The following is a 23,726-nucleotide window of genomic DNA, read 5'->3' on the forward strand; positions in this document are numbered from 1 at the left end:
TATAGATAAAGCTGAGAGCAGGCTCTTATAGATACTGAATCATGGCCTGTCGATCCTTGGTCCAGATCACTTTGCTCTGAATACCGTAAACGGCTTGCAGTGAATCATGGGTGATGGCCTCCTTTGGAGCACCTTGGTATGCAATCTCACCTCCTTTCATGAGGTACAAATAGTCTGAATACCGACAAGCCAGTTGGATATCGTGTAAAACAGCCAAAACATTGATGTTCAGGTCTTTCACGATACGTAGCATATCCAGCTGGTATTTGATATCCAAATGATTGGTCGGCTCGTCTAGGAGCAGTAGGCTTGGCTGCTGAGCCAAAGCGCGTGCCAGCAAGACTCTCTGCTTCTCACCACCAGATAGGGAGAGATAGGTTCGCTCTCCCTTATCCAGCATATCCACCTGTCTCAAGGCATGACGGACAAGGGCATAGTCTTTTTCGCTCTCTTTTTGAAAAAGGGACAGATGCGGCGTCCTACCCAGCATGACGATTTCTTGGACGGTGCAGTCAAACTGAAGATGGTTAAACTGAGTTACAACGGCTATTTTCTGGGCTGCTTTTTTTATGCTGACCTGTTCAAGTGGTCTACCGTTTAGATAAATGTCCCCGCTGTCAGGTTTGATTTGGCGGTAGATGGTTTTGAGCAGACTAGTTTTGCCGCTTCCGTTGGGCCCTAAAATGGTATGAAACTGATTTCCCTCGACCTTGAGCGAAATCCCTTTCAAAATCTCTTTTGGGCCAATAGAATAGTGGATATTTTGGCAAGTTAGATCCATATCAGCTGCTTACCTCCTTTCGGCTTTTGGCTACAATGTAGATAAAGAAGGGGGCACCGACCAAAGCGGTGAAGATCCCAATCGGCAGCTCGGCATTTTTGACCAAAATTCTAGCTAAAACATCTGCCCAGACAAGAAAGAGAGAGCCGAGCAGGGTAGCGATAGGAAAGAGCCCTTTGTAGTTGGTACCGACTAATCTTCGAGCAATGTGCGGAGTGATTAGTCCGACGAAGCCGATAATGCCGCAGCAGGCAACCAGCACCGCAGTCATTATTGCGACAACTGTGATATAAAGGAACCAGTAAAAATGCAGAGGGACTCCCAGTGTCAAAGCTGCTTCGTCCCCCATCATCATAGTATTGAAAATACGATACTGGGAACAGAAAAACAAAAAGGAGAGGCCAACAACAAGAGCCGGCAAGGCAAGATCTGACCAAGAAGTTCCGGCCAGTGAACCCATAGTCCAGAACTTGATCGTCATAAGGCTGTCAGCATTAGCACTGACAGAAATGATAAAGTTGGAAAAGGCGATAAAAAGGGCATTTACAACTGTTCCTGATAAAATCAGACTGCTTGTCGTCATTTTTCCCTGCATGGATGCGATAAAAAGGACCACGGCTGATGCCAGAATGGCTCCTATAAAGGCACCTGTGCCAGTAATGGATTTGAGACCTAAGATAATGCTCAGTGTGGCTCCGAAGGTTGCACCCGCTGAAATTCCTAGGATATAAGGCTCTGCGATGGGATTGTTGACGGTAGATTGCATGACGCTGCCACAGACAGAAAGGCCAGCACCAGCTAGGATTCCCAAGAGTACTCTTGGAACCCGCATGTTCCAAACAATAGCAATTGTAGACGGCGATAGTTTGCCTGTGCCAAGGGAAAAGCCGAGCTTACTGAAAATAATCTGGTAAGTATCTTGTATGTCAATAGTGACTGATCCCAAAGATACCGCTAAAAAGAGAGAACAAGCCAGAAAAATGATGAGAAGCAAGAGCAGGCAGATATAGCGAGAAAATCTGTGATTTTCTGACCTTTTGAAGAGCATCCAGACCTCCTTAACAGCAAAGATTAGAATTTTTAGACAATTTTTCATAAAAAATTATAACATTTTTAAATCAGAAGGGCAAGAAGGGATAAAAACCTGTGATATGATAAGGATTTGTGATGCATTCTCTTCTCAATGATGAAAATATGTTTCTGGTGTAAGAACTGGTTAGTGCGGAGCAAATGAGTTCTTTGGAAAGTCTCTGACAGCTCACATCATTAGAGGAAAAGCAGGTGAACCTAAATGACTTAGTATAATTACTAGGAAACAAGAAAAAACGACAGAAACTTTTCTATCGTTTTTTGAAATTATAAATACGTAAGGACTAAGAGAGCTATAACGATATTCAAAACCTATTTGAGCTAAAGAAGAGTGAAAAGCGGTCACGGTATTCGATTTCCTCATTAATCAAAAAAGTGATACCTGAAAGCTTTCAATAATGGTAGCTAAAATGGGCAGATGGCTTTTGCCAAGCCCAATAATCATTCAAGACATAATATAGGCTTATAAAATTCTATTCAAAATACAACAAGTCCTTGCTAGTTTCGGTGAAGAGTTCAAAACCATTCTTAGTGACATAGCCGCAGTCCTCAATGCGGACACCGACCTTGCCAGGGATGTAGATACCAGGCTCAACAGAGAAGCACATGCCTTCTTCGATGACCATGTCGTTGCCTTCCATAATTGATGGAAATTCGTGAACATCCATACCGATACCATGGCCGAGGCGGTGATTGAAATACTCACCATAGCCCGCTTTTTCGATGACTTGCCGAGCGGCGCGGTCTACTTCATGAGCTGTGACGCCTGGCTTGATAAAGTCAAGAGCAGCTTGCTGGGCTTCCAATGTCAGATGGTAGATATCTTTTTTAAACTGATCCGGCTGGCCGACAGCAACGGTCCTTGTCATATCGCTGGCATAGCCATTGACCATGCAGCCAAGGTCAAAGAGCAGGAGGGCATTGTTTTCGACCTTGTTGGCTCCGGGAATGCCGTGCGGATTAGCAGCATTATTTCCCGTCAGCACCATAGTTTCAAAGCTCATCTCATAACCTTCTCGCTTGATGGCAAAGTCAATCTGAGCGATGATATCTGTTTCAGTATTGTCAAGTGAGATATTGTCAAAACCGATATTAACAGCCTTGTCAGCATATTGGCCAGCTATCAGCATTTTCTGGATTTCATCGGCAGACTTAATCAGGCGCAAGCGGTTGATGTAAGGAGTCAGGTTGGCAAATTCTGCGCTATCAAAGACAGTTTTCAATCCATGATATTTGGTCAAAATCAAGTTATCAAACTCAAGGGCGACAGTTTTGAAAGAGTGAGCCGGCAGGGCAGCTTTAATCTTCTGCCAAGGATTTTCAGAGTCCATATAGCCAAGGACTGAAAAGGGAACAGCTCCTGAAGCTCGCTCAATCTCTAGAGCAGGAACGAAGAGCAGGGGCTCATGGTCAGGATAGACAAACAAAAACATCTGCCGCTCATGCGGGTCGCTATAAAAACCAGTCAGATAATTGATAGTGACAGGATCAGACAGAACAGCAGCATCTAGCTTCTCATTCTCTAGATAATGGGTAATTTGTTGAATTTTCGTCATGGTCACAACCTTCTTTCTATGCCTCTATTTTGGCAAAAAATGTCAAAAAAAGCAAGACTTTTCAAAAACTTATCAAAATACTTGAAAGTGTTTACAAGAAGTGATAAAATGGGGAATGTAGGAAAGTGAAAACGATATTTTCAATAGAAGAAAGGAAACTATATGAACACAGACGACACAGTAACGATTTATGATGTCGCCCGTGAAGCGGGAGTTTCGATGGCGACAGTCAGTCGAGTAGTGAATGGAAACAAGAACGTCAAAGAAAACACACGTAAAAAAGTTTTAGAGGTCATTGATCGTCTTGACTATCGTCCAAATGCAGTGGCACGTGGACTAGCCAGTAAGAAGACTACAACCGTAGGCGTTGTCATTCCAAATATTACCAATAGCTATTTCTCAACCTTGGCAAAAGGAATTGATGATATTGCTGAAATGTATAAATACAATATTGTCTTGGCTAACAGTGATGAGGACGATGATAAGGAAGTATCCGTTGTCAATACTCTCTTCTCTAAGCAGGTGGATGGCATTATTTTCATGGGCTATCATTTGACAGAGAAAATTCGCTCAGAGTTTTCACGTTCGCGTACACCGGTCGTTTTGGCGGGTACTGTTGATGTGGAGCATCAGCTTCCGAGCGTCAATATTGACTACAAACAAGCAACGGTTGATGCTGTAGAATTACTGGCTAAGCGCAATAAGAAAATTGCCTTTGTCAGCGGACCGCTTGTAGATGATATCAATGGGAAAATCCGTCTATCAGGCTATAAAGATGGCTTGAAGAACAAGAAACTTTCATACAGCGAAGGCTTGGTTTTTGAATCTAAATATTCTTATGATGATGGCTACCACTTGGCAGAGCGTGTTATTGCTTCCAAAGCAACTGCAGCTTTTGTCACAGGAGATGAACTGGCAGCAGGCCTTTTAAATGGTCTGTCTGATCAAGGAATCAAGGTTCCAGAAGATTTTGAAATCATTACCAGTGATGATTCGCAAGTAGCTCGTTTCACTCGTCCTAACCTTTCCACAATCGGTCAGCCTCTTTATGACATCGGCGCTATCAGTATGCGCATGCTGACTAAGATTATGCATAAGGAAGAATTGGAAGAACGCGAAGTTCTCCTAGCTCACAGCATTAGCGAGCGTAAATCAACTCGGAAATAAGCGGTGATCTGCAAGTCTGATTAGGAACTTCTTTAAACTTGAAAAGCGACTGAAGAGACTGGGTCAATGACTGCTTTAAGAGAGTTTTATGATTATGAAGCGAGGCTGAGGTATAGTACCTCAGCTTTTTTATGTTTCCGTTCAATTAGAGCGATTTTCTAAACCTTATCAGGCTTTGGATGGATTTTTTACCTCATTTGCCCTTGTGGTTTTCCTTTTTATTTTATTTTAGGTATAATAGGAAGTATGAAAGTATTACTGTATCTTGAAGGAAAGTCCGTTTTGGAGAAATCAGGAATCGGCCGAGCCCTCCAGCATCAGATGCATGCCTTGGATTTGGCTGGGATTCCTTATACGACGGACGTTTTAGGAGATTATGATGTGGTCCACATCAATACCTATGGTCCCCGTAGCTTGCTTCTTCTGCATGCTGCCAAGAGGGGCAATAAAAAAGTTATTATGCATGGGCATTCGACCAAGGAGGACTTTGAAAATTCCTTTATTGGATCCAATCTCTTTGCTCCGCTCTTTGGTAAATACCTGACTCACATGTATAAAAAGGCGGATTTCATTATCACGCCATCGGAGTATTCCAAGCAGCTGATCCAGTCTTATGGGGTCACTACACCCATGGTGGCTGTGTCAAACGGTATTGACCTGCCTAAGTATAAGAAAGATGCTCGCAAGGAAGAAGTTTTTAAAAAGTATTTTAAGATTGAAGAAGGGCAGAAGGTTGTCGTCTGTGCTGGACTTTATTTCCGCCGCAAGGGGATTGAGGATTTTGTAGAGGTTGCCCGCAGGATGCCTGATGTACGCTTTATCTGGCTGGGCTCTATTAATCTCTGGTTGATTCCGCGCAAGATTCGCCGTTTGGTTCTCTTTGACCACCCTGATAATGTCGAATTCCCTGGCTATTTTAAGGGAGCTGTTTTCCAGGGAGCCATGTCAGGAGCAGATGCCTTCTTTTTCCCGTCCTATGAGGAAACAGAAGGAATTGTTGTCCTGGAAGCCTTGGCTAGTGAGCAGAATGTTGTGCTGCGTGATATTCCAGTCTATCAGGGCTGGGTGGATGAGCGTTCAGCCGAGCTCTGCCATAATGTAGATGAGTTTGTCCAGTCTCTGAGAAATGTCTTAGATAAAAAGGTGGACAAGCGCGAAGCAGGCTATCAGGTGGCTAAAAGCCGGTCTATTGACGATGTTGCAGATCAGTTAGTTGAGGCTTATCAAACAGTTTTGGAGATGTAAGATGCGTATTGGTCTTTTTACAGATACCTATTTTCCTCAGGTCTCTGGGGTTGCTACCAGTATTCGGACTTTGAAGACGGAGCTGGAAAAATTAGGTCATGCGGTATTTATTTTTACGACGACGGACAAGGATGTCAATCGTTATGAGGATTGGCAGATTATTCGGATTCCCAGCGTACCTTTCTTTGCCTTTAAGGACCGGAGAGTGGCTTACCGAGGTTTTTCTCATGCCTTAGAAATTGCCCGTCAGTACCAGCTGGATATTATCCATACCCAGACTGAGTTTTCACTAGGGCTGTTGGGGATTTGGATTGCCAAAGAGCTGCGGATTCCGGTAGTACATACCTATCATACCCAGTATGAGGATTATGTGCACTATATTGCTAAGGGGATGGTCATCCGTCCTAGCATGGTCAAGTACATCGTCCGTGGCTTCATGAGTGACTTGGATGGGGTTATCTGCCCTAGCGAGATTGTTTATGACCTCTTGGTTGATTATAAAATTGAAGCAGAAAAACGGGTGATTCCGACAGGGATTGAGCTGGCGAAGTTTGAACGGCCGGAAATTTCGCGTGAGGATATCAAGAAGCTTCGTTTCAAGCTAGGACTGGCTGAAGATGAGATTATGCTGCTTAGTCTGTCGCGAATTTCTTATGAAAAGAATATCCAGGCTATCGTTGAGGCGATGCCTGCTGTCCTTGAAGAAAATGACAAAGTCAAGCTAGTCATTGTCGGTGACGGTCCTTATGCGGAAGACTTGAAAGAACTGGTTGCCAAGCTTCAGATTGAAGAAGCTGTCATCTTTACGGGGATGATTGCTCCTAGTGATACGGCCCTTTACTATAAAGCTGCGGATTTCTTTATCTCTGCGTCAACCAGTGAGACTCAAGGTTTGACTTATCTGGAAAGCTTAGCCAGCGGCACGCCGATTATTGCCCATGGAAATCCTTATCTGGATAATGTTATCAGTGACAAGATTTTTGGGACCCTTTATTACCAAGAGCGGGATTTATCAGGCGCTATTTTAGAGGCGATTATTGCGACACCTGACATGGATGAGCAGAAGCTAGCAGACAAGCTCTACGAGATTTCAGCGGAGAATTTTGGTCGCAGAGTCTATGAGTTTTATCTGGATTTGACTATTTCCAAGGACTTCCATAATGAGCTTAGCCCAGAGGAAAGTGCTGCCAAGCGTCTGGCCAAGACAGTGGCCTATCTGCCTGGAAAAGTCATTTCTCTACCAATCAATGGCTCCGTTCGTATCCTCAAAGCTTCGAGTAAGCAAGTGAAAAAAATCAGGAATATTACTAAGTTATTAGAATAGAAACATGCCTTACATCATTGTGGCAATAGCTATTGATGTAAGGTTTTGTTTAGAAATAGAGGAGAAATCTTATGAAAAAATATCTCAAACAGTTGCCGTGGCTGCTTTTCTTCTATGGCATTTTCATTGCTTCAGATTGGATTTGGCAAGAGCTTTGGAGATATCTTATAGACAATACAGAAAGTGTAGAAAGTGTTTTGAACTGGCTTTCAAACTTTAATATTTTGTATTATCTTTTACTGCTGCCCTTGGTTGGTGCAGGGATTGCTTATATAAATACTCGGGTGCAAGGCTTTTCACTGCCCTTTCTTCTTTTGATTCCAGGGGTTCAGTATTATTATCTATTCAAAAACTTTTTTGACGGACTTTTTTACTCAGGAGATAAGATTTATAATCCAATCACTTCCACGCTTTATAATGCTAGAGATATTCATGTCTTGTTATTCCTTTCTTTGGGAGGAATGCTGTTGGCAGAGCAATACCGTAAAAAACGTCAAACTGCGATTTTGAGTCAAGAGGCTCTAAATCGTTTTTCTGGTTTTGATGGTTAATAGCTCTTGCAAATTTTTCCAATCGTGCTATAATGTTTTCTAGAGACATATCACCTGCAGGAAATCTTTTAGAGAGCGCGTGGAGCTGGAAATCGCGTAGAGGATGCAGTTGGGACTACTCTACTGGCTTTTATGAAAACATAAAACGGTGGCTACGTTAGAGCCAATCAGAGGTGTAGGTCTTTTTGACTTGCATAAATGAAGGTGGAACCACGTTGCGACGTCCTTTTGAGGATGTCGTTTTTCTTTTGTCAGAAGGAGGGAGAATGGTGCTTTATATGATTGGCGGATCGCCTTGTAGTGGGAAGTCAACAATTGCTTCACTTCTTGCTAGACAGTATCAGCTGCTTCATATCAAACTGGATGATTTGGTAGACGAGATGATGAGTCAAGCAAGTGCAGACTCACAGCCGATTTGCCTTCTTAGACAGGACAGAAATCCGGAACAAATCTGGATGAGAAATCCAGAAGAGATGGCAGATGAAGAATGGCGCTTTTATGAAGAGATTTTTCCTTATGTAAAATCTTACTTGATAAAAAATCAAGATAGACCTCTCTTGGTGGAGGGGGCAGGACTTTTGCCTCACTTGGTAAAGGAGCTTGAATGCCCAGTGCCCTCTTATCTATGCTTGACTCCGACAGCTGATTTTCAGAAAAAGCATTATAGACAGAGAGAATGGGTTCCTTATGTCTTAGAGGGAACAACCAATCCTGAGCAAGCTTTTGAAAACTGGATGCAGCGAGACATTCTTTTTGCTCAAATGGTTCGTAAGGAAGCGGTGAGATTAGGCTATCCTAGCCTCATAACAGATGGTATTCAGTCAGAAAAGCAGACTGCGGAAGAGATTGCTCGATTCTTTAAATTGTCCAATATAAATAGAATAGATATTAAAGGAGAAAACACATGATTAAGATTACTTTCCCAGATGGCGCTGTTCGTGAATTCGAATCTGGCGTTACAACTTTTGAAATTGCTCAATCTATCAGCAATTCCCTAGCTAAAAAAGCTTTGGCTGGTAAATTCAACGGCGAATTGATTGATACGACTCGTGCCATCACTGAAGATGGTGCTATTGAAATCGTGACACCTGACCACGAAGATGCTTTAGACATCTTGCGTCACTCTGCGGCCCACCTCTTTGCGCAAGCAGCTCGCCGTCTCTTCCCAGATATTCACTTGGGCGTTGGTCCTGCCATTCAGGATGGTTTCTACTACGATACGGACAATGAAGCAGGACAAATTTCAAATGAAGACCTGCCTCGTATCGAAGAAGAAATGAAGAAAATCGTCAAAGAAAACTTCCCATCCATCCGTGAGGAAGTGACCAAGGATGAGGCGCGTGAAATTTTCAAAAACGATCCTTACAAGTTGGAATTGATTGAAGAGCACTCAGAAGATGAGGGTGGTTTGACCATCTACCGTCAGGGTGAATATGTGGATCTCTGCCGTGGGCCTCACGTCCCATCTACTGGTCGGATTCAAATCTTCCACCTCTTGAACGTGGCAGGAGCATATTGGCGCGGGAACAGCGACAATGCTATGATGCAGCGGGTCTATGGTACTGCTTGGTTTGACAAGAAAGACCTGAAGAAATATCTGCAAATGCGGGAAGAAGCTAAAGAACGCGACCACCGTAAGTTAGGGAAAGAACTGGATCTCTTCATGATTTCTCAAGAAGTGGGTCAAGGTTTGCCATTCTGGCTGCCAAACGGTGCCACTGTCCGTCGCGAGTTGGAGCGCTACATCGTTGACAAAGAGTTAGCTTCAGGCTACCAACACGTCTACACTCCGCCTTTGGCTTCTGTGGAACTCTATAAGACTTCTGGCCACTGGGAGCACTACCAAGAGGATATGTTCCCAACCATGGATATGGGTGACGGGGAAGAATTTGTCCTTCGTCCCATGAACTGTCCTCACCACATCCAAGTCTACAAACACCATGTTCACTCTTACCGTGAGCTGCCAATCCGTATCGCTGAGATTGGCATGATGCACCGTTATGAGAAATCTGGTGCCCTGACTGGTTTGCAGCGGGTTCGTGAAATGTCCTTGAACGATGGCCACTTGTTTGTAACGCCAGAGCAAATCCAGGATGAATTCCAGCGTGCGCTGCAGTTGATTATCGACGTTTACGCTGACTTCAACTTGACAGAATATCGTTTCCGTCTGTCTCTTCGTGATCCTCAGGATACGCATAAGTATTTTGATAACGATGAGATGTGGGAAAATGCCCAAACCATGCTGCGAGCAGCCCTTGATGAAATGGGTGTGGACTACTTTGAGGCAGAAGGAGAAGCAGCCTTCTACGGTCCAAAACTGGATATCCAGGTTAAAACAGCCCTAGGAAATGAGGAAACTCTGTCAACTATCCAGCTAGACTTCCTCTTGCCAGAGCGTTTTGACCTCAAGTATGTAGGAGCTGACGGTGAAGAGCATCGCCCAGTTATGATTCACCGTGGAGTTATCTCAACCATGGAGCGCTTCACAGCTATCTTGATTGAAAATTACAAGGGTGCCTTCCCGACTTGGCTGGCTCCGCATCAAGTGACCTTGATTCCTGTTTCTAACGAGGCCCATATTGATTATGCTTGGCAAGTGGCTAAGAAGCTGCGTGACAAAGGTGTCCGCGCTGATGTGGACGAGCGCAATGAAAAGATGCAGTACAAGATTCGTGCCTCACAAACTAGCAAGATTCCTTATCAGCTAATCGTTGGTGACAAGGAAGGAGAAGACGGTACTGTTAATGTCCGCAGCTACGGTCAAAAAGAAACACATACAATACCAGTAGACGAATTTGTAGAGCAAATCTTAGCAGACATTGCCAACAAATCACGTGTTGAAAAATAGAAGTCATCAAACAACAACTTAACCCGAGCAATTAGCTCGGGTTAAACTATTTTTAATTTGAAAAATCCTGCTGATATACTCAGCAGGGTTCTTAATCTTGATACAGGTATTTATCCACATAATCGTCAAAATCAGGATAGGCATCTCGGTTCATGGCGTAGAGCATTTCACCATAAAGAGGATCGCTCGATGGGTCTTCAGGTTCTATAAGGGTAGCTATTTTCATATCATCGTCTGGGAAAAGGATGGTGTAGTGATAGGTCTCGCTGACGGTGATACTGTAATATTTAGTATTGTCTTGATAGCCTGAATCATCTATCTTATAGTGAAATTCTTTATTACCTAGTTTGCCTGTTTTGTCATTGAAAAAAATGTCAATGTTTTCGCCGTTTGCTTTCTGGGCCTTCCATTTTCCCTGAAAAGTAGCGTGCTGACCGCAGGCGCTGAGAAAGACGAGTGTGAAGAAAGTGAACAAAAGCCATATCAGTTTTTTCATAGGGTTCTCCTTGTCTAGCCTTTGATATTATTCTATCATAAATGCTGAAAATATAAAAGCTGAGTTGGTAAACTCAACTTTTGCACAGTAGGTCTGTATTTAAGCTACTTATTCTGCAGCTTGAGCCCAGCGTTGGGATAGCTTACGCGAGAAGCTGGAAATAGCGAAGTTAATCAGGAAATAAATGGCTGCTACTAGTAGGTAGAGTGCGAAGACCTGTTCAGCTTCAAAATAGCGTCCCATTAGAATTTGAGCAGAACCAAAGAGTTCTTGGAGCGCAATAACAGAATAGAGAAGGCTGGTATCCTTAATCACTGTGACAAACTGAGAAATGATAGCTGGCAGCATTTTCCGAATAGCCTGAGGTAGGATGATATAACGCAAAATTTGAAACTGAGTAAATCCTTGAGATAAGCCAGCTTCAGTCTGACCTGGGTCAATGGCATTGAGACCGCCCCGGATAATTTCTGCCAAAGCAGCAGAAGTAAAGACAGTGAAGCTGATGATACCAGCTGGCGTTGATTTAATCTGAAATACTAAAAAGATAGTGAAAATCCAGAGCAGATTGGGTACATTACGGACAAATTCGATATAAATGCTGGCAATCAGTTTGAGCAGTTTATTTTTTCCATTTCGCATGACGGCTAGAATAGTTCCAAAAATCGTGGATAGGACAATGGAAATGAAAGAAATTTGCAGTGTCAGCAAGAGCCCCTTAAGGATAAAGAGGAGGTTGTTTGTGGTTAAGACTTTTAAAATATTTTCCATAGAGACCTCATTAGATGCTGTAAGCTTGTTTATTGGCTTCCTCTACCTTACGTCCCCAGCTAGCGATAGGGAAGCAAAGGAGGAAGTAGAGCAAAGCTGCTCCAGCAAAGGCTGGGATGTAGTTGGAATTCAGAGCAGACCAGGACTTGGTCACGAACATCAGATCCATACCAGAGATAATAGCGACGGTAGAAGTGTTTTTTATCAGATTGACGACCTGATTGATTAACGGTGGCAGGATAATCCGAAAAGCTTGGGGCAGGATGATGTATCGCATGGTTTCGACATAGGTAAAGCCCTGAGAGAGTGCAGCTTCGGTCTGCCCGCGAGGAATGGACTGGATACCTGAGCGGATGACTTCGGCGATGTAAGCACCGTGGTACAGTCCTACACAGAGAACCGCAGTCCAATAGATTGAGGGCATGATGGTGTAATTGCTGACTAGCGGAAGACCGTAAAAGACAATTACAAATTGAACTAAGAGTGGTGTATTCTGGTAAAACTCAACAAAAACACGAGCTAGACCACGTAGAACTTTGTGCTTACCTGTGCTGATAGCTCCAAAGAAAATCCCTAGTAAAAGAGCCAAGATCAAGGCACCGATAGAAATAGCTAAGGTAAAGAGGAATCCTTGGAAAAACTTGCCAAAGTCCGCAAAATAGGCCTGCCAAGAAGAAAGACTAAAACTCATGGGGTCTCCTTTCTAATCATCTGTTGAAGCAGATGGTTTTAAATCATATTTGTCATAAATTTTCTGTAGACTGCCGTCTTCCTTCCATTTAGAGATTAGGCCATCTACATAGTCATTCAATTGAGTATTGGATTTTTTTGTTACCACACCATAATCGGCTTTTTTGAAGCTGTAATCCAGAATGTTTGACTTGGAGCTTACATAGCCGGTCAGGATGGACTTGTCAACAGAAATGGCATCAATACGATGAGCCCGCAAGGAAACAGCAAGTTCAGGGTAGGAGCCTAACTCCACATATTTGAAGTTGAGTTGTTTCTCTTGGGCGATTTCTTCCAGCAAGGTTTGAGTAATAGAACCTTGGACGACGCCGATAGTTTTGTTATTCAAGTCCTTGACGTCTGTAATTTTGCTGGATTTATTAACCAAAAAACCAGAAGTATCTGTGTAGTAAGGCGTTGTAAAATTATAGATTTCCTTACGCTCATCTGTGATGGTAAAGGTTGCAATGACCATGTCAACTTGTCCGTTGTCCAGAAGTGGTCCGCGTGTTTGTGCGGTAACTGGAACGTAGTTGATTTTGACGCCTAGTTCCTTGGCAATCTTTTTTGCAATATCGATTTCTAGACCGCTGTAAGTATTGCTATCAGGATTGAGGTAACCAAAGTTAGGTACATCCTGCTTGACACCGACATTGAGGACTCCGCGTTTCTGGATAGCCTTGACCTTTTGGCTGGTACTGGAATCGGCCTGTGCAGGAGCGGCGTGAATCAAGCCTAGAGTCAATAGGAGTAAGAGTAGGCTGATGAGTATTTTTTGTAATTTCATAGTTCTTCTCCTTTCTAAGAAAGCACGTTATCACTCTCGTGGTTGATAATTTTGCTGAGAAACTGCTTAGCGCGAGGTTCGGTAGGATTGTCAAAGAAAGCATCAACATCAGTAGTATCCACTAACACCTCACCGTCTGCCATGAAGATAATGCGGTCAGCTACCTCACGGGCGAAGCCCATCTCGTGTGTGACCACAATCATGTTCATGCCGTCTTTGGCTAATTTTTGCATAACAGCCAGAACATCCCCTATTGTTTCAGGGTCTAGGGCAGAAGTTGGTTCATCAAAGAGCAGGAGCTCAGGGTGCATAGCTAAACCGCGGGCAATGGCAATCCTTTGCTTTTGTCCACCGGACAGCATGCCTGGGTAAGAGTCTTTCTTGTCCCACATGTTGACAAATTCTAGATATTTTTGAGCGATTTTTTTAGCTTCTTGTTTATCCATTCCTAGAACTTTAATAGGCGCCAAAGTGACATTTTCTAACACCGTTTTGTGGGGGTAAAGATTAAAATGTTGAAAGACCATTCCGACTTCTTTGCGTAAGTTGACCAGATCTTTGGCAGCAGCGTTCACGACCTCGTGGCCATTGACAATCAAACTTCCCTGGTCAATACCTTCTAAAGCGTTGATTGTACGGATAAGAGTAGATTTTCCTGAGCCGGATGGTCCCAGCAGTACAACTACTTGCCCTTTTTCAAAACTGAGATTGATATTGCGCAGAGCATGGTAGTCTCCGTAATACTTTTCGACATTTTTAAATTCAACTAAAGCCATATCTTTCTCCTTTGTGTTAGATAATATGACATAGATTTTACCATAGAATAAATAAACTGTCAAATTGAATAAAAATGACTATTTTTATTCTGAGAAAAATTTTTTTGGATGAGAATCGTCCATTTTCTACAAATGTGGAATAAAAATGGCTTGAATTAGTGTTTTTTAAGAAAACTTTGGTATAATAAGACTATATAAATAAATAAAATTGGATTGGGAGTCTAGCTAGGCAAACTAGATTGCCTTTTGCACGTTTTGATGCAGGACGACTTAGCTGACTATGTCACAACTTTTCTATCATGAAGTTGATTCAATCCCAATCTTATGTTAAGGTGAACATATGAAGAAAATATTAGTTGTAGATGATGAGAAACCAATCTCAGATATTATTAAGTTTAATATGGCTAAAGAAGGCTATGAGGTTTTGACTGCCTTTGATGGTAAGGAAGCTTTGGAAATGTTTGAAGCAGAACAGCCAGATATCTTGATTCTGGACTTGATGCTGCCAGAAGTGGATGGACTGGAAGTTGCTAGGACTATTCGCAAGACCAGCAATGTGCCGATTATTGTATTGTCCGCTAAGGACAGTGAGTTTGACAAGGTTATCGGCCTTGAAATAGGTGCAGATGACTATGTGACCAAGCCTTTCTCAAATCGTGAGCTGCAGGCGCGTGTCAAGGCACTTCTTCGTCGGGCAGACCTTGTTGTGGAAAATCAAGTAGAAGAAAGTGGCCCGAACGAGTTGACCATTGGAGAACTGCAGATTTTGCCAGATGCTTTTGTTGCTAAGAAGCATGGCAAGGAGCTGGAGCTGACCCACCGTGAGTTTGAACTGCTTCACCATTTGGCGACACATATCGGTCAAGTGATGACACGTGAGCACTTGCTGGAAACAGTATGGGGCTATGACTATTTTGGCGATGTCCGTACAGTGGATGTGACCATTCGCCGCCTGCGTGAAAAGATTGAAGATACGCCAAGCCGACCTGAGTATATCTTGACTCGCCGCGGAGTTGGCTATTATATGAGAAATAATGATTGAAGCAATTAAACAATTTGTGATTTCTGCGGATTTTGTCTTTGCAATCATTATTATCGGCTTCATTGTAGTTGTGGCCTTGCTTTTATTGGAAAATCGCCGTGATAACCAAAAGCTTGTACAGCTTAATCAAAAGGTTAAAGATTTGATTGCAGGGGACTATTCTGAAGTGCTGGATATGCAGGGAAGTCCAGAAATCACAGATATGACCAACAGTATCAATGATCTTTCAGAGGTCATTCGACTGACACATGAAAACCTTGAGCAAGAAACAAAACGCCTTTCCAGTATCCTGTCCTATATGACAGATGGCGTGCTTGCGACCAACCGCCGGGGACAGATTATCACTATCAACGATATGGCAACTAAGCAGTTGGGAGTTAAGAGAGATGAGGTCCAAAATATGAGTATTTTGGATCTGCTTTCGATTTCAGACGAGTATGATTTGAGGGACCTGATTACCAATGTTCCTGAGCTGACGATAGATTCTCAGGATGAAAATGGTGAGTACTTGAGCTTGCGGGTTCGCTTTGCCTTGGTAAGGCGGGAGTCGGGCTTCATTTCTGGTTTGGTAGCTGTCTTGCATGATACGACAGAGCAGGACAAGGAAGAGCGGGAGCGTCGCCTCTTTGTCTCCAACGTCAGCCATGAGTTGCGGACTCCGCTGACCAGTGTTAAGTCCTATCTGGAAGCCCTGGATGAGGGAGCCTTGTCTGAGCCAGTAGCACCGGACTTTGTCAAGGTATCGCTCAATGAAACCAACCGCATGATGCGGATGGTGACGGACTTGCTCAGCTTGTCACGCATTGACAATGAGACCAGTCATCTAGAAGTGGAGCTGACGAATTTCACGGCTTTTATTACCTTTATCCTCAATCGCTTTGACAAGATAAAGAATCAAGACGAGACTAAGAAATATGAGATTATCCGTGATTATCCCATTACACCGATTTGGGTGGAGATTGATACAGATAAGCTGACCCAGGTGATTGATAATATCATGAACAATGCCATCAAGTATTCGCCGGATGGTGGAACCATTACTGTTTCCATCAAGACAACGGATGAGCAGTTGATTCTCTCAATTGCGGATGAAGGTCTGGGGATTCCCAAGCAGGACCTGCCTAAGATTTTTGATCGCTTTTATCGAGTGGACAAGGCACGCAGCCGCGCACAGGGCGGAACGGGTCTGGGGTTGGCCATTGCTAAGGAAATTATCAAGCAGCATCAGGGCTTTATCTGGGCTAAGAGTGAGTATGGTGTGGGCTCGACCTTTACCATTGTCTTGCCTTATGAGAATGATGGCGTCCGGGATGACGACTGGGATAATGAAGATGATATATAGAAAGTAAACATGACTAAAGGATTTCAATACAGTATTTTGGCGTCAGGATCAAGCGGTAATTGTTTCTATCTGGAAACAGACCAAAAGCGGATTCTGGTTGACGCTGGCTTATCAGGCAAGAAAATTACGAGCTTGCTGAGCGAAATTGGCCGCAAGCCTGAGGATTTGGATGCCATTTTAGTGACTCATGAGCACAAGGACCACATTCATGGCGTTGGAGTGTTGGCCCGCAAGTATCATCTGGATATTTATGCTAATGAGGCCACTTGGAAGGCTATGGAAAAGGATTTGGGCAAGCTGAATGCTAGTCAAAAGCATATCTTTGAATTGGGCAAGACCAAGACCTTTGGAGACTTGGATGTGGAGAGCTTTGGTGTCAGTCATGACGCAGCCTGTCCACAATTTTACCGCTTCATGAAGGATGACAAAAGCTTTGTCATGCTGACGGATACGGGCTATGTCAGTGACCGGATGGCTGGGATTATCGAAAATGCTGACGGGTACTTGATTGAGAGCAACCATGATATTGAAATTCTTCGCAGCGGTGCCTATCCTTGGAGTCTCAAGCAGCGAATTCTGTCGGATATGGGTCACTTGTCTAATGAAGACGGAGCGGAGACCATGATTCGGACTCTGGGCAATCGCACCAAGCGAATCTATCTAGGACATCTCAGTAAGGAAAATAATATCAAAGAATTGGCCCACATGACCATGGTCAATCAGCTGGCTCAAGCCGATATGGCAGTCGGTCACGACTTCCAAGTCTATGATACCTCGCCTGATACCGCAACGCCTTTGACGAGTATTTAGAAATCAAAGCAAAAGGTTTGGTTTTATTGCTCTAGTGCGATATCCATTATATATTTAAAAAGTAACGGTTTTATTTTGCAAAGGAGCTTGTATGCGACCAATTTACTTTGTGATAGGTCTATTATCTTTAGGGTTAGGTGTTTTGGGAATTTTTCTTCCTCTCCTGCCGACGACACCATTTCTTCTCTTGTCCATTGCCTGCTTTTCACGCAGTTCCAAGCGTTTTGAGAATTGGCTCTATCATACAAAGATGTATCAGACCTATGTGGCAGATTTTCGAGAGACGGGAACGATTGCCAAGGAGCGAAAGAAAAAGATTATTATTTCCATCTATATCTTGATGGGGATTTCCATTTTTCTAGCGCCTATTATTTGGGTCAAGATTGGACTGTTGGGTCTGACCATTTTTATCACCTATTATTTGTTTAAAGTAATTCCAGATAAGGAATAGAAATCATTGTCAGCAGGTGCGTTTGCGCCTGTTTTTTGTTATAATAGAGACTGTATATCTTTGGAAAGGAAAAGGTATCGTGCTGCTTATCTGACTGAAGTCAGCATGATGTAAAATAGTAATGGAAAATTTGAAAAAAGCATTGCTGGAGCAGTTTGACTTGGTTTTCGCTGATGAGACCTTGTTGGAAACGGCTTTTACCCATACGAGCTATGCCAATGAGCACCGCCTCTTAAAAATTTCACACAATGAACGCTTGGAATTTTTAGGAGACGCTGTTCTGCAACTGATTATTTCGGAGTATCTTTATACCAAATATCCTAAGAGACCAGAGGGCGACTTGTCCAAGCTGCGTTCCATGATTGTTCGGGAAGAGAGCCTGGCAGGCTTTGCCCGTGATTGTCGGTTTGATCATTTTATCAAGCTGGGACGCGGTGAGGAGAAGTCTGGCGGCCGGAATCGTGATACGATTTTAGGAGATTTGTTTGAGGCCTTTTTAGGCGCTTTGCTCTTAGATAAGGGTGTGGAAGCAGTCAAAAGCTTTCTCTATCAAGTCATGATTCCCAAGGTGGAAGCGGGAGATTTTGAGCGGGTGACGGACTATAAGACCAAGCTGCAAGAGTTGCTGCAGATTAATGGTGATGTGGAAATTACCTATCAGGTCATCTCCGAGACAGGACCGGCTCATGCCAAAAATTTCGAGGTGGCTGTTCTCATCAATGGCCGCAAGTCCGGTCAAGGCCAGGGGCGTTCTAAAAAGCTGGCCGAGCAGGAAGCTGCTAAAAACGCATTTGAAAAGGAAAGTTCTTCATGTTTTTAAAGGAAATTGAAATTCAGGGCTTCAAGTCATTTGCTGATAAGACTAAAGTTGTCTTTGATCAGGGAGTGACAGCGGTTGTTGGGCCAAACGGTTCCGGCAAGTCCAATATTACGGAGAGCCTGCGCTGGGCCTTGGGAGAGTCCAGTGTGAAAAGTCTGCGGGGCGGCAAGATGCCCGATGTGATTTTTGCGGGAACAGAAACCCGCAAGCCACTCAATTACGCATCCGTGGTAGTGGTTCTGGACAACAGTGACCAATTTATCAAGGATGCTGCCAATGAGATTCGGGTGGAGCGTCACATTTACCGCAGCGGTGATAGTGAGTATAAGATTGACGGCAAAAAGGTCCGTCTGCGCGATGTCCATGATCTCTTCATGGATACTGGACTGGGACGAGATTCCTTCTCCATCATTTCCCAAGGGAAGGTTGAGGAAATCTTCAACAGCAAGCCAGAGGAACGTCGGGCAATCTTTGAAGAAGCTGCTGGAGTGCTTAAGTATAAGACACGTCGTAAGGAAACGGAAAGCAAGCTTAGTCAAACTCAGGATAATCTGGATCGACTGGAAGACATTATCTACGAGCTGGAGAGCCAGGTCAAGCCCTTGGAGAAGCAGGCTGAAACTGCTAAGCGCTTCTTGAGTCTGGATGGCCAGCGCCGAGAGCTTTACTTGGATGTTTTGGTCGCTCAGCTGACAGCTAATAAGGAAAAGTTGATCAAGGCTGAAGAAGATTTGACGAATATCCAGCAGGAGCTGGCAGCCTACTACAGCAAGCGAGATGAGCTGGAAGTTGAAAACCAAACCTTGAAGGCCAAGCGCCATGAGCTCAATCAAACTTTGTCTGATGATCAAGCTAGTTTGCTGGAATTGACCCGCTTAATCAGTGATTTGGAGCGTCAGATTGATCTTTCTAAGTTGGAGTCCAGTCAGGCAGCGACGAGCCGCCGGGAAAATGAAGAGCGTTTGGCTGCTTTGTCAGAAAAACTGGCTCAGATAGAAAGCAACATAGAAGACAAGCAGGCTGAATTGAGCCAAATAGCTGCCCAACTGACTGACAATGAGGAGTCTATCGCTGCTTTGGAAGCAGAATTAGCAGACTTTTCAGATGATCCGGATCAGCTGATTGAGCATCTGCGTGAGCAGTATGTCAAGCTCATGCAGGAAGAGGCAAATCTTTCTAATGACTTGACTTCTCTGGAGAGCCAGCTGGCTAGCGAGCTTAAATTGGCTGAGAGCAAGAAAGCAGACTATGCTAAGCTACAGGCTGATTTGGAAGCTAGTCAGACTCAGGAGCAGGCTGGTTTGGAGGAGTTGGAAATTGCTCGCCAAGCCCTCAAGAATCTACTAGCAGACTACCAAAGTCAGGTTCAGTTGGTAGAGAAGCTAGAGGCTGATTATAAGCATCAGCAGACTAAGATGTTTGAGCTTTTGGACGACCTCAAAAACAAGCAGGCACGTTCTAATAGTTTGGAAGCCATTCTCAAAAATCACAGCAATTTCTATGCTGGGGTCAAGAGTGTGCTGCAGGAAGCTGGCCGACTGGGTGGCATTGTTGGAGCAGTCAGCGAAAAACTCAGCTTCGATCCCCACTATCAGACAGCGCTGGAAATTGCGTTGGGAGCCAGCAGTCAGAATATCATCGTAGAAGATGAGGCGGCTGCGACTCGGGCTATCGAATTTCTGAAGAAAAATCGAGCTGGCCGGGCAACCTTCCTGCCTTTAACAACCATCAAGCCGCGTCAGCTGCCTGACCATAACCGTGCTACGATTGAAAAAAGTGCTGGTTTTCTGGGACTGGCTTCTTCTTTGGTCACCTATGAGTCATCGTTAGACAGCATTTTTCAAAATCTGCTGGGAACGACCGCTATTTTTGATACAGTGGAGCATGCCCGAGCAGCGGCTCATCAAGTGCGCTATCAGGTTCGCATGGTGACTTTGGATGGAACAGAGCTTCGGACTGGCGGTTCCTATGCCGGTGGTGCCAACCGCAATAACAATACCATCTTTATCAAGCCGGAGCTAGATGCTTTGCTTGAGGAGATTAAGCAGAAAAATGTCAGCTTGAAAGAGCAGGAAGAAGCGGTGCAAATTCTGCAAAACCAGCTAAGTCAGGCTAAGCAGGTATTGGAACAAATCAAGACAGACGGTGAGCAGGCTCGCTTGGCTGAGCAAAAGGCTAATCTGGCCTATGAACAGTTAGCCAAGCGTGTAGAAGAACTCACAAGTCTGAAAAATCTACAGGAGCAAGAGTTGGCTTGTCAATCTGCTTTGGATATTTCAGAAGAGAAAGACCGACTGCTGACCCGCTTGACCGAAATTGAGCAAGAAAAAGCAGACATCACTGCAGAAATAGAGCAGGTTAAGTCGAACAAAGATGCAGTTCAGGCTCGTTTTGACAAGCTTTCCTCTCGTCTAGCTGAACTCAAGCTCCAGCGTACAGAGCTGACCTCCAACCAACGCTTTGAAAAGAATGACTTGGAACGTCTGTCCGAGGAAAAAGCTAGCCTTATAAAAGAGCAGGCGACCTTGGAACTCTTGATGGAGCAAAAGGAGCAGTCCAGCCTGCAAAAGGTCGATATTACAATCCTGGAAGAGCAATTAGAGACTGCCAAGCAAGAAAAGACTGAGCTAGATCAAAGGCTGATTCGTCTGAAATTTGAGCTTGAAGATCTGGAAGGTCAGTCTGATGATATTGCCAGTCGTTTGGAGCAAGCCCGCCATCAAAATGAAGAATTGATTCGTCGGCAAGCCAAGGCAGAGGCAGAAAAGGATAAGCTCATGGATGTCATGCGCCGTCTGGCAAGCAATCTGACAGATGACTATCAGATGAGTTTCGAAGAAGCAAGCAGCCAGGCTCGTCCGTTAGAAAGTTTGCCAGCTGCTGAAAGCCAGGTTAAGGATTTGGAAAAAGCCATTCGAGCTTTAGGTCCAGTCAATCTGGAAGCAGTTGAGCAGTTTGAAGAAGTCAGCAATCGTTTGAACTTCCTCAACGAACAGCGAGACGATGTCCTATCAGCCAAAAATCTGCTCTTAGAGACGATTGAAGAGATGAATGACGAAGTCAAGGAACGCTTTAAATCAACCTTTGAAGCCATTCGTGAAAGCTTCAAGGTGACTTTCCGTCAGATGTTTGGCGGTGGTTCGGCAGACCTGATATTGACGGAGGGAGACTTGCTGACGGCAGGTGTAGAAATCTCCGTACAGCCACCGGGCAAGAAGATCCAGTCGCTCAATCTGATGAGCGGTGGCGAGAAGGCCTTGTCAGCTTTGGCTCTGCTTTTCTCTATCATCCGTGTTAAGACCATTCCTTTTGTCATCTTGGATGAGGTAGAAGCAGCGCTGGACGAGGCTAATGTTAAACGCTTTGGGGATTATCTCAATCGCTTTGACAAGGACAGCCAGTTCATCGTGGTCACTCACCGTAAGGGAACCATGTCAGCTGCAGACTCTATTTACGGAGTTACCATGCAGGAGTCTGGGGTTTCCAAGATTGTCTCGGTCAAGTTAAAAGATTTAGAAAGTATGTAACATGAGTATAAAATTAGTAGCAACGGATATGGATGGCACCTTTTTAGACAGTAAAGGTCAGTTTGATATGGATCGTCTCAAGCAAGTTTTGACTCGCTTCAAGGAAAAAGGTATGTATTTTGCCGTGGCTAGCGGACGCGGCCTCTTGTCGCTGGAAAAGCTGTTTGAGGAAGTGCGCAATGAGATTATTTTTATTGCTGAAAACGGCAGTTTAGTGGAATTTCATGGCGAGGACCTCTATGAAGCAACTATGCCTCGGGACTTTTACCTCAAGGTTTTTGACAAGCTGCAGGAATCACCCTATGTCAATGTCAATGAGCTGCTTTTGACGGGCAAACGTGCCTGCTATGTCTTGGAGACTGTGGATCCGACCTATCTTTCTTTCAGTGCTCATTATAATGAAAACATTCAAAAAGTAGCGAGCTTGGCTGACATCGACGATGATATTTTCAAGTTTACGACCAATTTTGCTGAGGACCAAGTCGCAGCTGGCGAAGCTTGGGTCAATGAGAATATCGACGGAGTCAAGGCCATGACAACTGGCTACAAGTCGATTGACATCGTTCTGGACCATGTGGATAAGGGGGTTGCCATTGTCGAGTTGGCCAAGAAGCTAGACATAGATCTTTCTCAAGTCATGGTTTTTGGTGATAATCTCAATGATTTGCACATGATGCAGGTGGCTGGCTATCCGATTGCGACTGAAAATGCTCGCCCTGAGATTTTAGAAGTGGCCAAGGAAGTCATCGGCCACCATGATGCTCAGTCGGTTATCACTTACATGGAGGGATTATAATGGCAGATATAAAACTGATTGCTCTGGACTTGGATGGAACTCTTCTGACTTCAGACAAGAAGATTTCTGAGCGCAATTTAGTAGCTTTAAAAACAGCTCAGGCCAAGGGAGTTAAGGTAGTTCTGACTACTGGCCGTCCCCTTAAGGCTATGGACTTTTTCCTGCATGAGCTGGGAACAGACGGTCGAGAAGATGAGTACACCATTACTTTTAATGGGGGACTTGTTCAGCGCAATACTGGAGAAATTCTTGATAAAACAGTCTTTTCTTATGATGATGTGGTTCGGATTTATGAGGAAACAGACAAGCTCCATATCCCTCTTGATGCTATCTGCGAAGGACTTGTCTATCAGATTCAATCCGATCAAGACTCGCTTTATGCTCAGTTTAATCCAGCTCTGACCTTTGAGTCCATTGATTTTAGTGATTTGTCCAGCCAGCAGACTTATAATAAATGTGTCACTGCTTATGCTCAAGAACCACTGGATGCGGCTATTGAGCAAATTTCACCGGAATTATTTGAGCGCTATGAGATTTTTAAATCTAGAGAAATGCTGCTGGAGTGGTCCCCTAAAAATGTCCATAAGGCTAATGGTTTGGAGAAACTGATTGCCCATTTAGGTATTGAGAGAAGTCAAGTCATGGCCTGTGGTGATGAAGCCAATGATCTGTCTATGATTGAGTGGGCTGGTCTGGGAGTGGCTATGCAGAATGCAGTAGCCATCGTCAAAGAAGCAGCCAATGTGGTGACACCTATGACCAATGATGAGGATGCAGTGGCTTGGGCTATTGAAGAATATGTACTAAAGGAGGATTAGCCG

Annotated in this window: 22 protein-coding genes; 14 read left to right on the forward strand and 8 right to left on the reverse strand. The window is 44.1% G+C overall.

All coding sequences use genetic code 11. The annotated features are described in order from the left end of the window. Nucleotides 1–25: 25 nt before the first annotated feature. The 3 genes from RWS24_RS03980 to RWS24_RS03990 all read right to left on the reverse strand — a co-directional run bounded on the left by RWS24_RS03980 (nucleotide 26) and on the right by RWS24_RS03990 (nucleotide 3,426). Nucleotides 26–781, reverse strand: a complete 756-nt coding sequence (locus tag RWS24_RS03980; protein WP_268685971.1) for an ABC transporter ATP-binding protein — start codon at nucleotides 779–781, stop codon at nucleotides 26–28. A gap of 1 nt (nucleotide 782) precedes the next feature. Then, a complete protein-coding gene (locus RWS24_RS03985; RefSeq protein WP_314365633.1) occupies nucleotides 783–1,829 on the reverse strand; it encodes an iron ABC transporter permease in 1,047 nt (348 codons plus the stop codon). A 514-nt stretch (nucleotides 1,830–2,343) separates the two neighbouring features. Next, entirely contained in the window at nucleotides 2,344–3,426 is a 1,083-nt protein-coding gene (locus RWS24_RS03990) for a Xaa-Pro peptidase family protein (RefSeq protein WP_125338472.1), read from the reverse strand. 162 nt (nucleotides 3,427–3,588) lie between these two features. On the opposite strand from RWS24_RS03990, the gene ccpA reads away from it, so the two are divergent. From ccpA to thrS, 6 genes are all read left to right on the forward strand, one after another. Further along, complete coding sequence (ccpA, locus tag RWS24_RS03995) at nucleotides 3,589–4,593, forward strand: catabolite control protein A (RefSeq protein ID WP_002894913.1); 1,005 nt, start codon at nucleotides 3,589–3,591, stop codon at nucleotides 4,591–4,593. A gap of 246 nt (nucleotides 4,594–4,839) precedes the next feature. Continuing rightward, the gene (locus tag RWS24_RS04000; protein ID WP_002904961.1) at nucleotides 4,840–5,838 is read left to right on the forward strand and encodes a glycosyltransferase family 4 protein; all 999 of its coding nucleotides are present in this window, start codon (nucleotides 4,840–4,842) and stop codon (nucleotides 5,836–5,838) included. 1 nt (nucleotide 5,839) lies between these two features. Next, entirely contained in the window at nucleotides 5,840–7,162 is a 1,323-nt protein-coding gene (locus RWS24_RS04005) for a glycosyltransferase family 4 protein (RefSeq protein ID WP_125444764.1), read from the forward strand. A gap of 71 nt (nucleotides 7,163–7,233) precedes the next feature. Continuing rightward, on the forward strand, nucleotides 7,234–7,713 hold the full coding sequence (locus RWS24_RS04010; RefSeq protein ID WP_314365640.1) for a hypothetical protein: 480 nt from the start codon (nucleotides 7,234–7,236) through the stop codon (nucleotides 7,711–7,713). Between the two features lie 266 nt (nucleotides 7,714–7,979). Continuing rightward, a complete protein-coding gene (locus tag RWS24_RS04015; RefSeq protein ID WP_314365642.1) occupies nucleotides 7,980–8,621 on the forward strand; it encodes an AAA family ATPase in 642 nt (213 codons plus the stop codon). Beyond that, nucleotides 8,618–10,561, forward strand: a complete 1,944-nt coding sequence (gene thrS, locus RWS24_RS04020; RefSeq protein WP_314365644.1) for a threonine--tRNA ligase — start codon at nucleotides 8,618–8,620, stop codon at nucleotides 10,559–10,561. Before RWS24_RS04015 ends, thrS begins: the two co-directional genes overlap by 4 nt. Before the next feature lie 91 nt (nucleotides 10,562–10,652). On the opposite strand, the gene RWS24_RS04025 is transcribed toward thrS, so the two are convergent. From RWS24_RS04025 to RWS24_RS04045, 5 genes are all read right to left on the reverse strand, one after another. Then, complete coding sequence (locus RWS24_RS04025; RefSeq protein WP_125438163.1) at nucleotides 10,653–11,057, reverse strand: hypothetical protein; 405 nt, start codon at nucleotides 11,055–11,057, stop codon at nucleotides 10,653–10,655. 108 nt (nucleotides 11,058–11,165) lie between these two features. After that, nucleotides 11,166–11,825, reverse strand: coding sequence for an amino acid ABC transporter permease (locus tag RWS24_RS04030; RefSeq protein ID WP_314365650.1), 660 nt, complete (start codon nucleotides 11,823–11,825; stop codon nucleotides 11,166–11,168). Between the two features lie 10 nt (nucleotides 11,826–11,835). Continuing rightward, entirely contained in the window at nucleotides 11,836–12,516 is a 681-nt protein-coding gene (locus RWS24_RS04035) for an amino acid ABC transporter permease (protein WP_314365652.1), read from the reverse strand. A 12-nt stretch (nucleotides 12,517–12,528) separates the two neighbouring features. Beyond that, nucleotides 12,529–13,341 (reverse strand): transporter substrate-binding domain-containing protein, encoded by an 813-nt coding sequence (locus RWS24_RS04040; protein ID WP_314365655.1) that lies wholly within the window; start codon nucleotides 13,339–13,341, stop codon nucleotides 12,529–12,531. Between the two features lie 14 nt (nucleotides 13,342–13,355). Next, entirely contained in the window at nucleotides 13,356–14,117 is a 762-nt protein-coding gene (locus tag RWS24_RS04045) for an amino acid ABC transporter ATP-binding protein (protein WP_009659238.1), read from the reverse strand. 340 nt (nucleotides 14,118–14,457) lie between these two features. On the opposite strand from RWS24_RS04045, the gene yycF reads away from it, so the two are divergent. The 8 genes from yycF to RWS24_RS04085 all read left to right on the forward strand — a co-directional run bounded on the left by yycF (nucleotide 14,458) and on the right by RWS24_RS04085 (nucleotide 23,723). Then, a complete protein-coding gene (gene yycF / locus RWS24_RS04050; protein ID WP_002894937.1) occupies nucleotides 14,458–15,159 on the forward strand; it encodes a response regulator YycF in 702 nt (233 codons plus the stop codon). Beyond that, a complete protein-coding gene (gene vicK, locus RWS24_RS04055; RefSeq protein ID WP_002899938.1) occupies nucleotides 15,152–16,501 on the forward strand; it encodes a cell wall metabolism sensor histidine kinase VicK in 1,350 nt (449 codons plus the stop codon). The genes yycF and vicK overlap by 8 nt, the downstream gene beginning before the upstream one ends. A 9-nt stretch (nucleotides 16,502–16,510) precedes the next feature. After that, complete coding sequence (locus RWS24_RS04060; RefSeq protein ID WP_111675564.1) at nucleotides 16,511–17,311, forward strand: MBL fold metallo-hydrolase; 801 nt, start codon at nucleotides 16,511–16,513, stop codon at nucleotides 17,309–17,311. 91 nt (nucleotides 17,312–17,402) lie between these two features. After that, nucleotides 17,403–17,762 (forward strand): DUF454 family protein, encoded by a 360-nt coding sequence (locus tag RWS24_RS04065; RefSeq protein ID WP_002894940.1) that lies wholly within the window; start codon nucleotides 17,403–17,405, stop codon nucleotides 17,760–17,762. A 121-nt stretch (nucleotides 17,763–17,883) separates the two neighbouring features. After that, nucleotides 17,884–18,582, forward strand: coding sequence for a ribonuclease III (rnc, locus tag RWS24_RS04070; protein ID WP_111675565.1), 699 nt, complete (start codon nucleotides 17,884–17,886; stop codon nucleotides 18,580–18,582). Then, nucleotides 18,573–22,109 (forward strand): chromosome segregation protein SMC, encoded by a 3,537-nt coding sequence (smc, locus tag RWS24_RS04075; protein ID WP_314365669.1) that lies wholly within the window; start codon nucleotides 18,573–18,575, stop codon nucleotides 22,107–22,109. The genes rnc and smc overlap by 10 nt, the downstream gene beginning before the upstream one ends. 1 nt (nucleotide 22,110) lies before the next feature. Then, the gene (locus tag RWS24_RS04080) at nucleotides 22,111–22,905 is read left to right on the forward strand and encodes a Cof-type HAD-IIB family hydrolase (RefSeq protein WP_002899943.1); all 795 of its coding nucleotides are present in this window, start codon (nucleotides 22,111–22,113) and stop codon (nucleotides 22,903–22,905) included. Next, nucleotides 22,905–23,723 carry a Cof-type HAD-IIB family hydrolase gene (locus RWS24_RS04085; protein ID WP_111675567.1) on the forward strand — a complete coding sequence of 273 codons (819 nt, stop codon included), beginning with the start codon at nucleotides 22,905–22,907 and terminating at the stop codon, nucleotides 23,721–23,723. Before RWS24_RS04080 ends, RWS24_RS04085 begins: the two co-directional genes overlap by 1 nt. The last annotated feature ends 3 nt before the right edge of the window (nucleotides 23,724–23,726 follow it).

It is taken from the genome of uncultured Streptococcus sp., assembly GCF_963528215.1.
Lineage (GTDB): Bacteria > Bacillota > Bacilli > Lactobacillales > Streptococcaceae > Streptococcus.

Coding starts and splice junctions, on each gene's coding strand:
- RWS24_RS04010 (WP_314365640.1), top strand. CDS start 7,234: ATGAAAAAATATCTCAAACAGTTGCCGTGGCTGCTTTTCTTCTATGGC.
- RWS24_RS04030 (WP_314365650.1), bottom strand. CDS start 11,825: ATGGAAAATATTTTAAAAGTCTTAACCACAAACAACCTCCTCTTTATC.
- ccpA (WP_002894913.1), top strand. CDS start 3,589: ATGAACACAGACGACACAGTAACGATTTATGATGTCGCCCGTGAAGCG.
- yycF (WP_002894937.1), top strand. CDS start 14,458: ATGAAGAAAATATTAGTTGTAGATGATGAGAAACCAATCTCAGATATT.
- RWS24_RS04065 (WP_002894940.1), top strand. CDS start 17,403: ATGCGACCAATTTACTTTGTGATAGGTCTATTATCTTTAGGGTTAGGT.
- RWS24_RS04025 (WP_125438163.1), bottom strand. CDS start 11,057: ATGAAAAAACTGATATGGCTTTTGTTCACTTTCTTCACACTCGTCTTT.
- RWS24_RS04060 (WP_111675564.1), top strand. CDS start 16,511: ATGACTAAAGGATTTCAATACAGTATTTTGGCGTCAGGATCAAGCGGT.
- vicK (WP_002899938.1), top strand. CDS start 15,152: ATGATTGAAGCAATTAAACAATTTGTGATTTCTGCGGATTTTGTCTTT.
- RWS24_RS04045 (WP_009659238.1), bottom strand. CDS start 14,117: ATGGCTTTAGTTGAATTTAAAAATGTCGAAAAGTATTACGGAGACTAC.
- RWS24_RS04040 (WP_314365655.1), bottom strand. CDS start 13,341: ATGAAATTACAAAAAATACTCATCAGCCTACTCTTACTCCTATTGACT.
- RWS24_RS04080 (WP_002899943.1), top strand. CDS start 22,111: ATGAGTATAAAATTAGTAGCAACGGATATGGATGGCACCTTTTTAGAC.
- thrS (WP_314365644.1), top strand. CDS start 8,618: ATGATTAAGATTACTTTCCCAGATGGCGCTGTTCGTGAATTCGAATCT.
- RWS24_RS03980 (WP_268685971.1), bottom strand. CDS start 781: ATGGATCTAACTTGCCAAAATATCCACTATTCTATTGGCCCAAAAGAG.
- RWS24_RS03990 (WP_125338472.1), bottom strand. CDS start 3,426: ATGACGAAAATTCAACAAATTACCCATTATCTAGAGAATGAGAAGCTA.
- RWS24_RS04000 (WP_002904961.1), top strand. CDS start 4,840: ATGAAAGTATTACTGTATCTTGAAGGAAAGTCCGTTTTGGAGAAATCA.
- smc (WP_314365669.1), top strand. CDS start 18,573: ATGTTTTTAAAGGAAATTGAAATTCAGGGCTTCAAGTCATTTGCTGAT.
- RWS24_RS04085 (WP_111675567.1), top strand. CDS start 22,905: ATGGCAGATATAAAACTGATTGCTCTGGACTTGGATGGAACTCTTCTG.
- rnc (WP_111675565.1), top strand. CDS start 17,884: ATGGAAAATTTGAAAAAAGCATTGCTGGAGCAGTTTGACTTGGTTTTC.
- RWS24_RS04005 (WP_125444764.1), top strand. CDS start 5,840: ATGCGTATTGGTCTTTTTACAGATACCTATTTTCCTCAGGTCTCTGGG.
- RWS24_RS04015 (WP_314365642.1), top strand. CDS start 7,980: ATGGTGCTTTATATGATTGGCGGATCGCCTTGTAGTGGGAAGTCAACA.
- RWS24_RS04035 (WP_314365652.1), bottom strand. CDS start 12,516: ATGAGTTTTAGTCTTTCTTCTTGGCAGGCCTATTTTGCGGACTTTGGC.
- RWS24_RS03985 (WP_314365633.1), bottom strand. CDS start 1,829: ATGCTCTTCAAAAGGTCAGAAAATCACAGATTTTCTCGCTATATCTGC.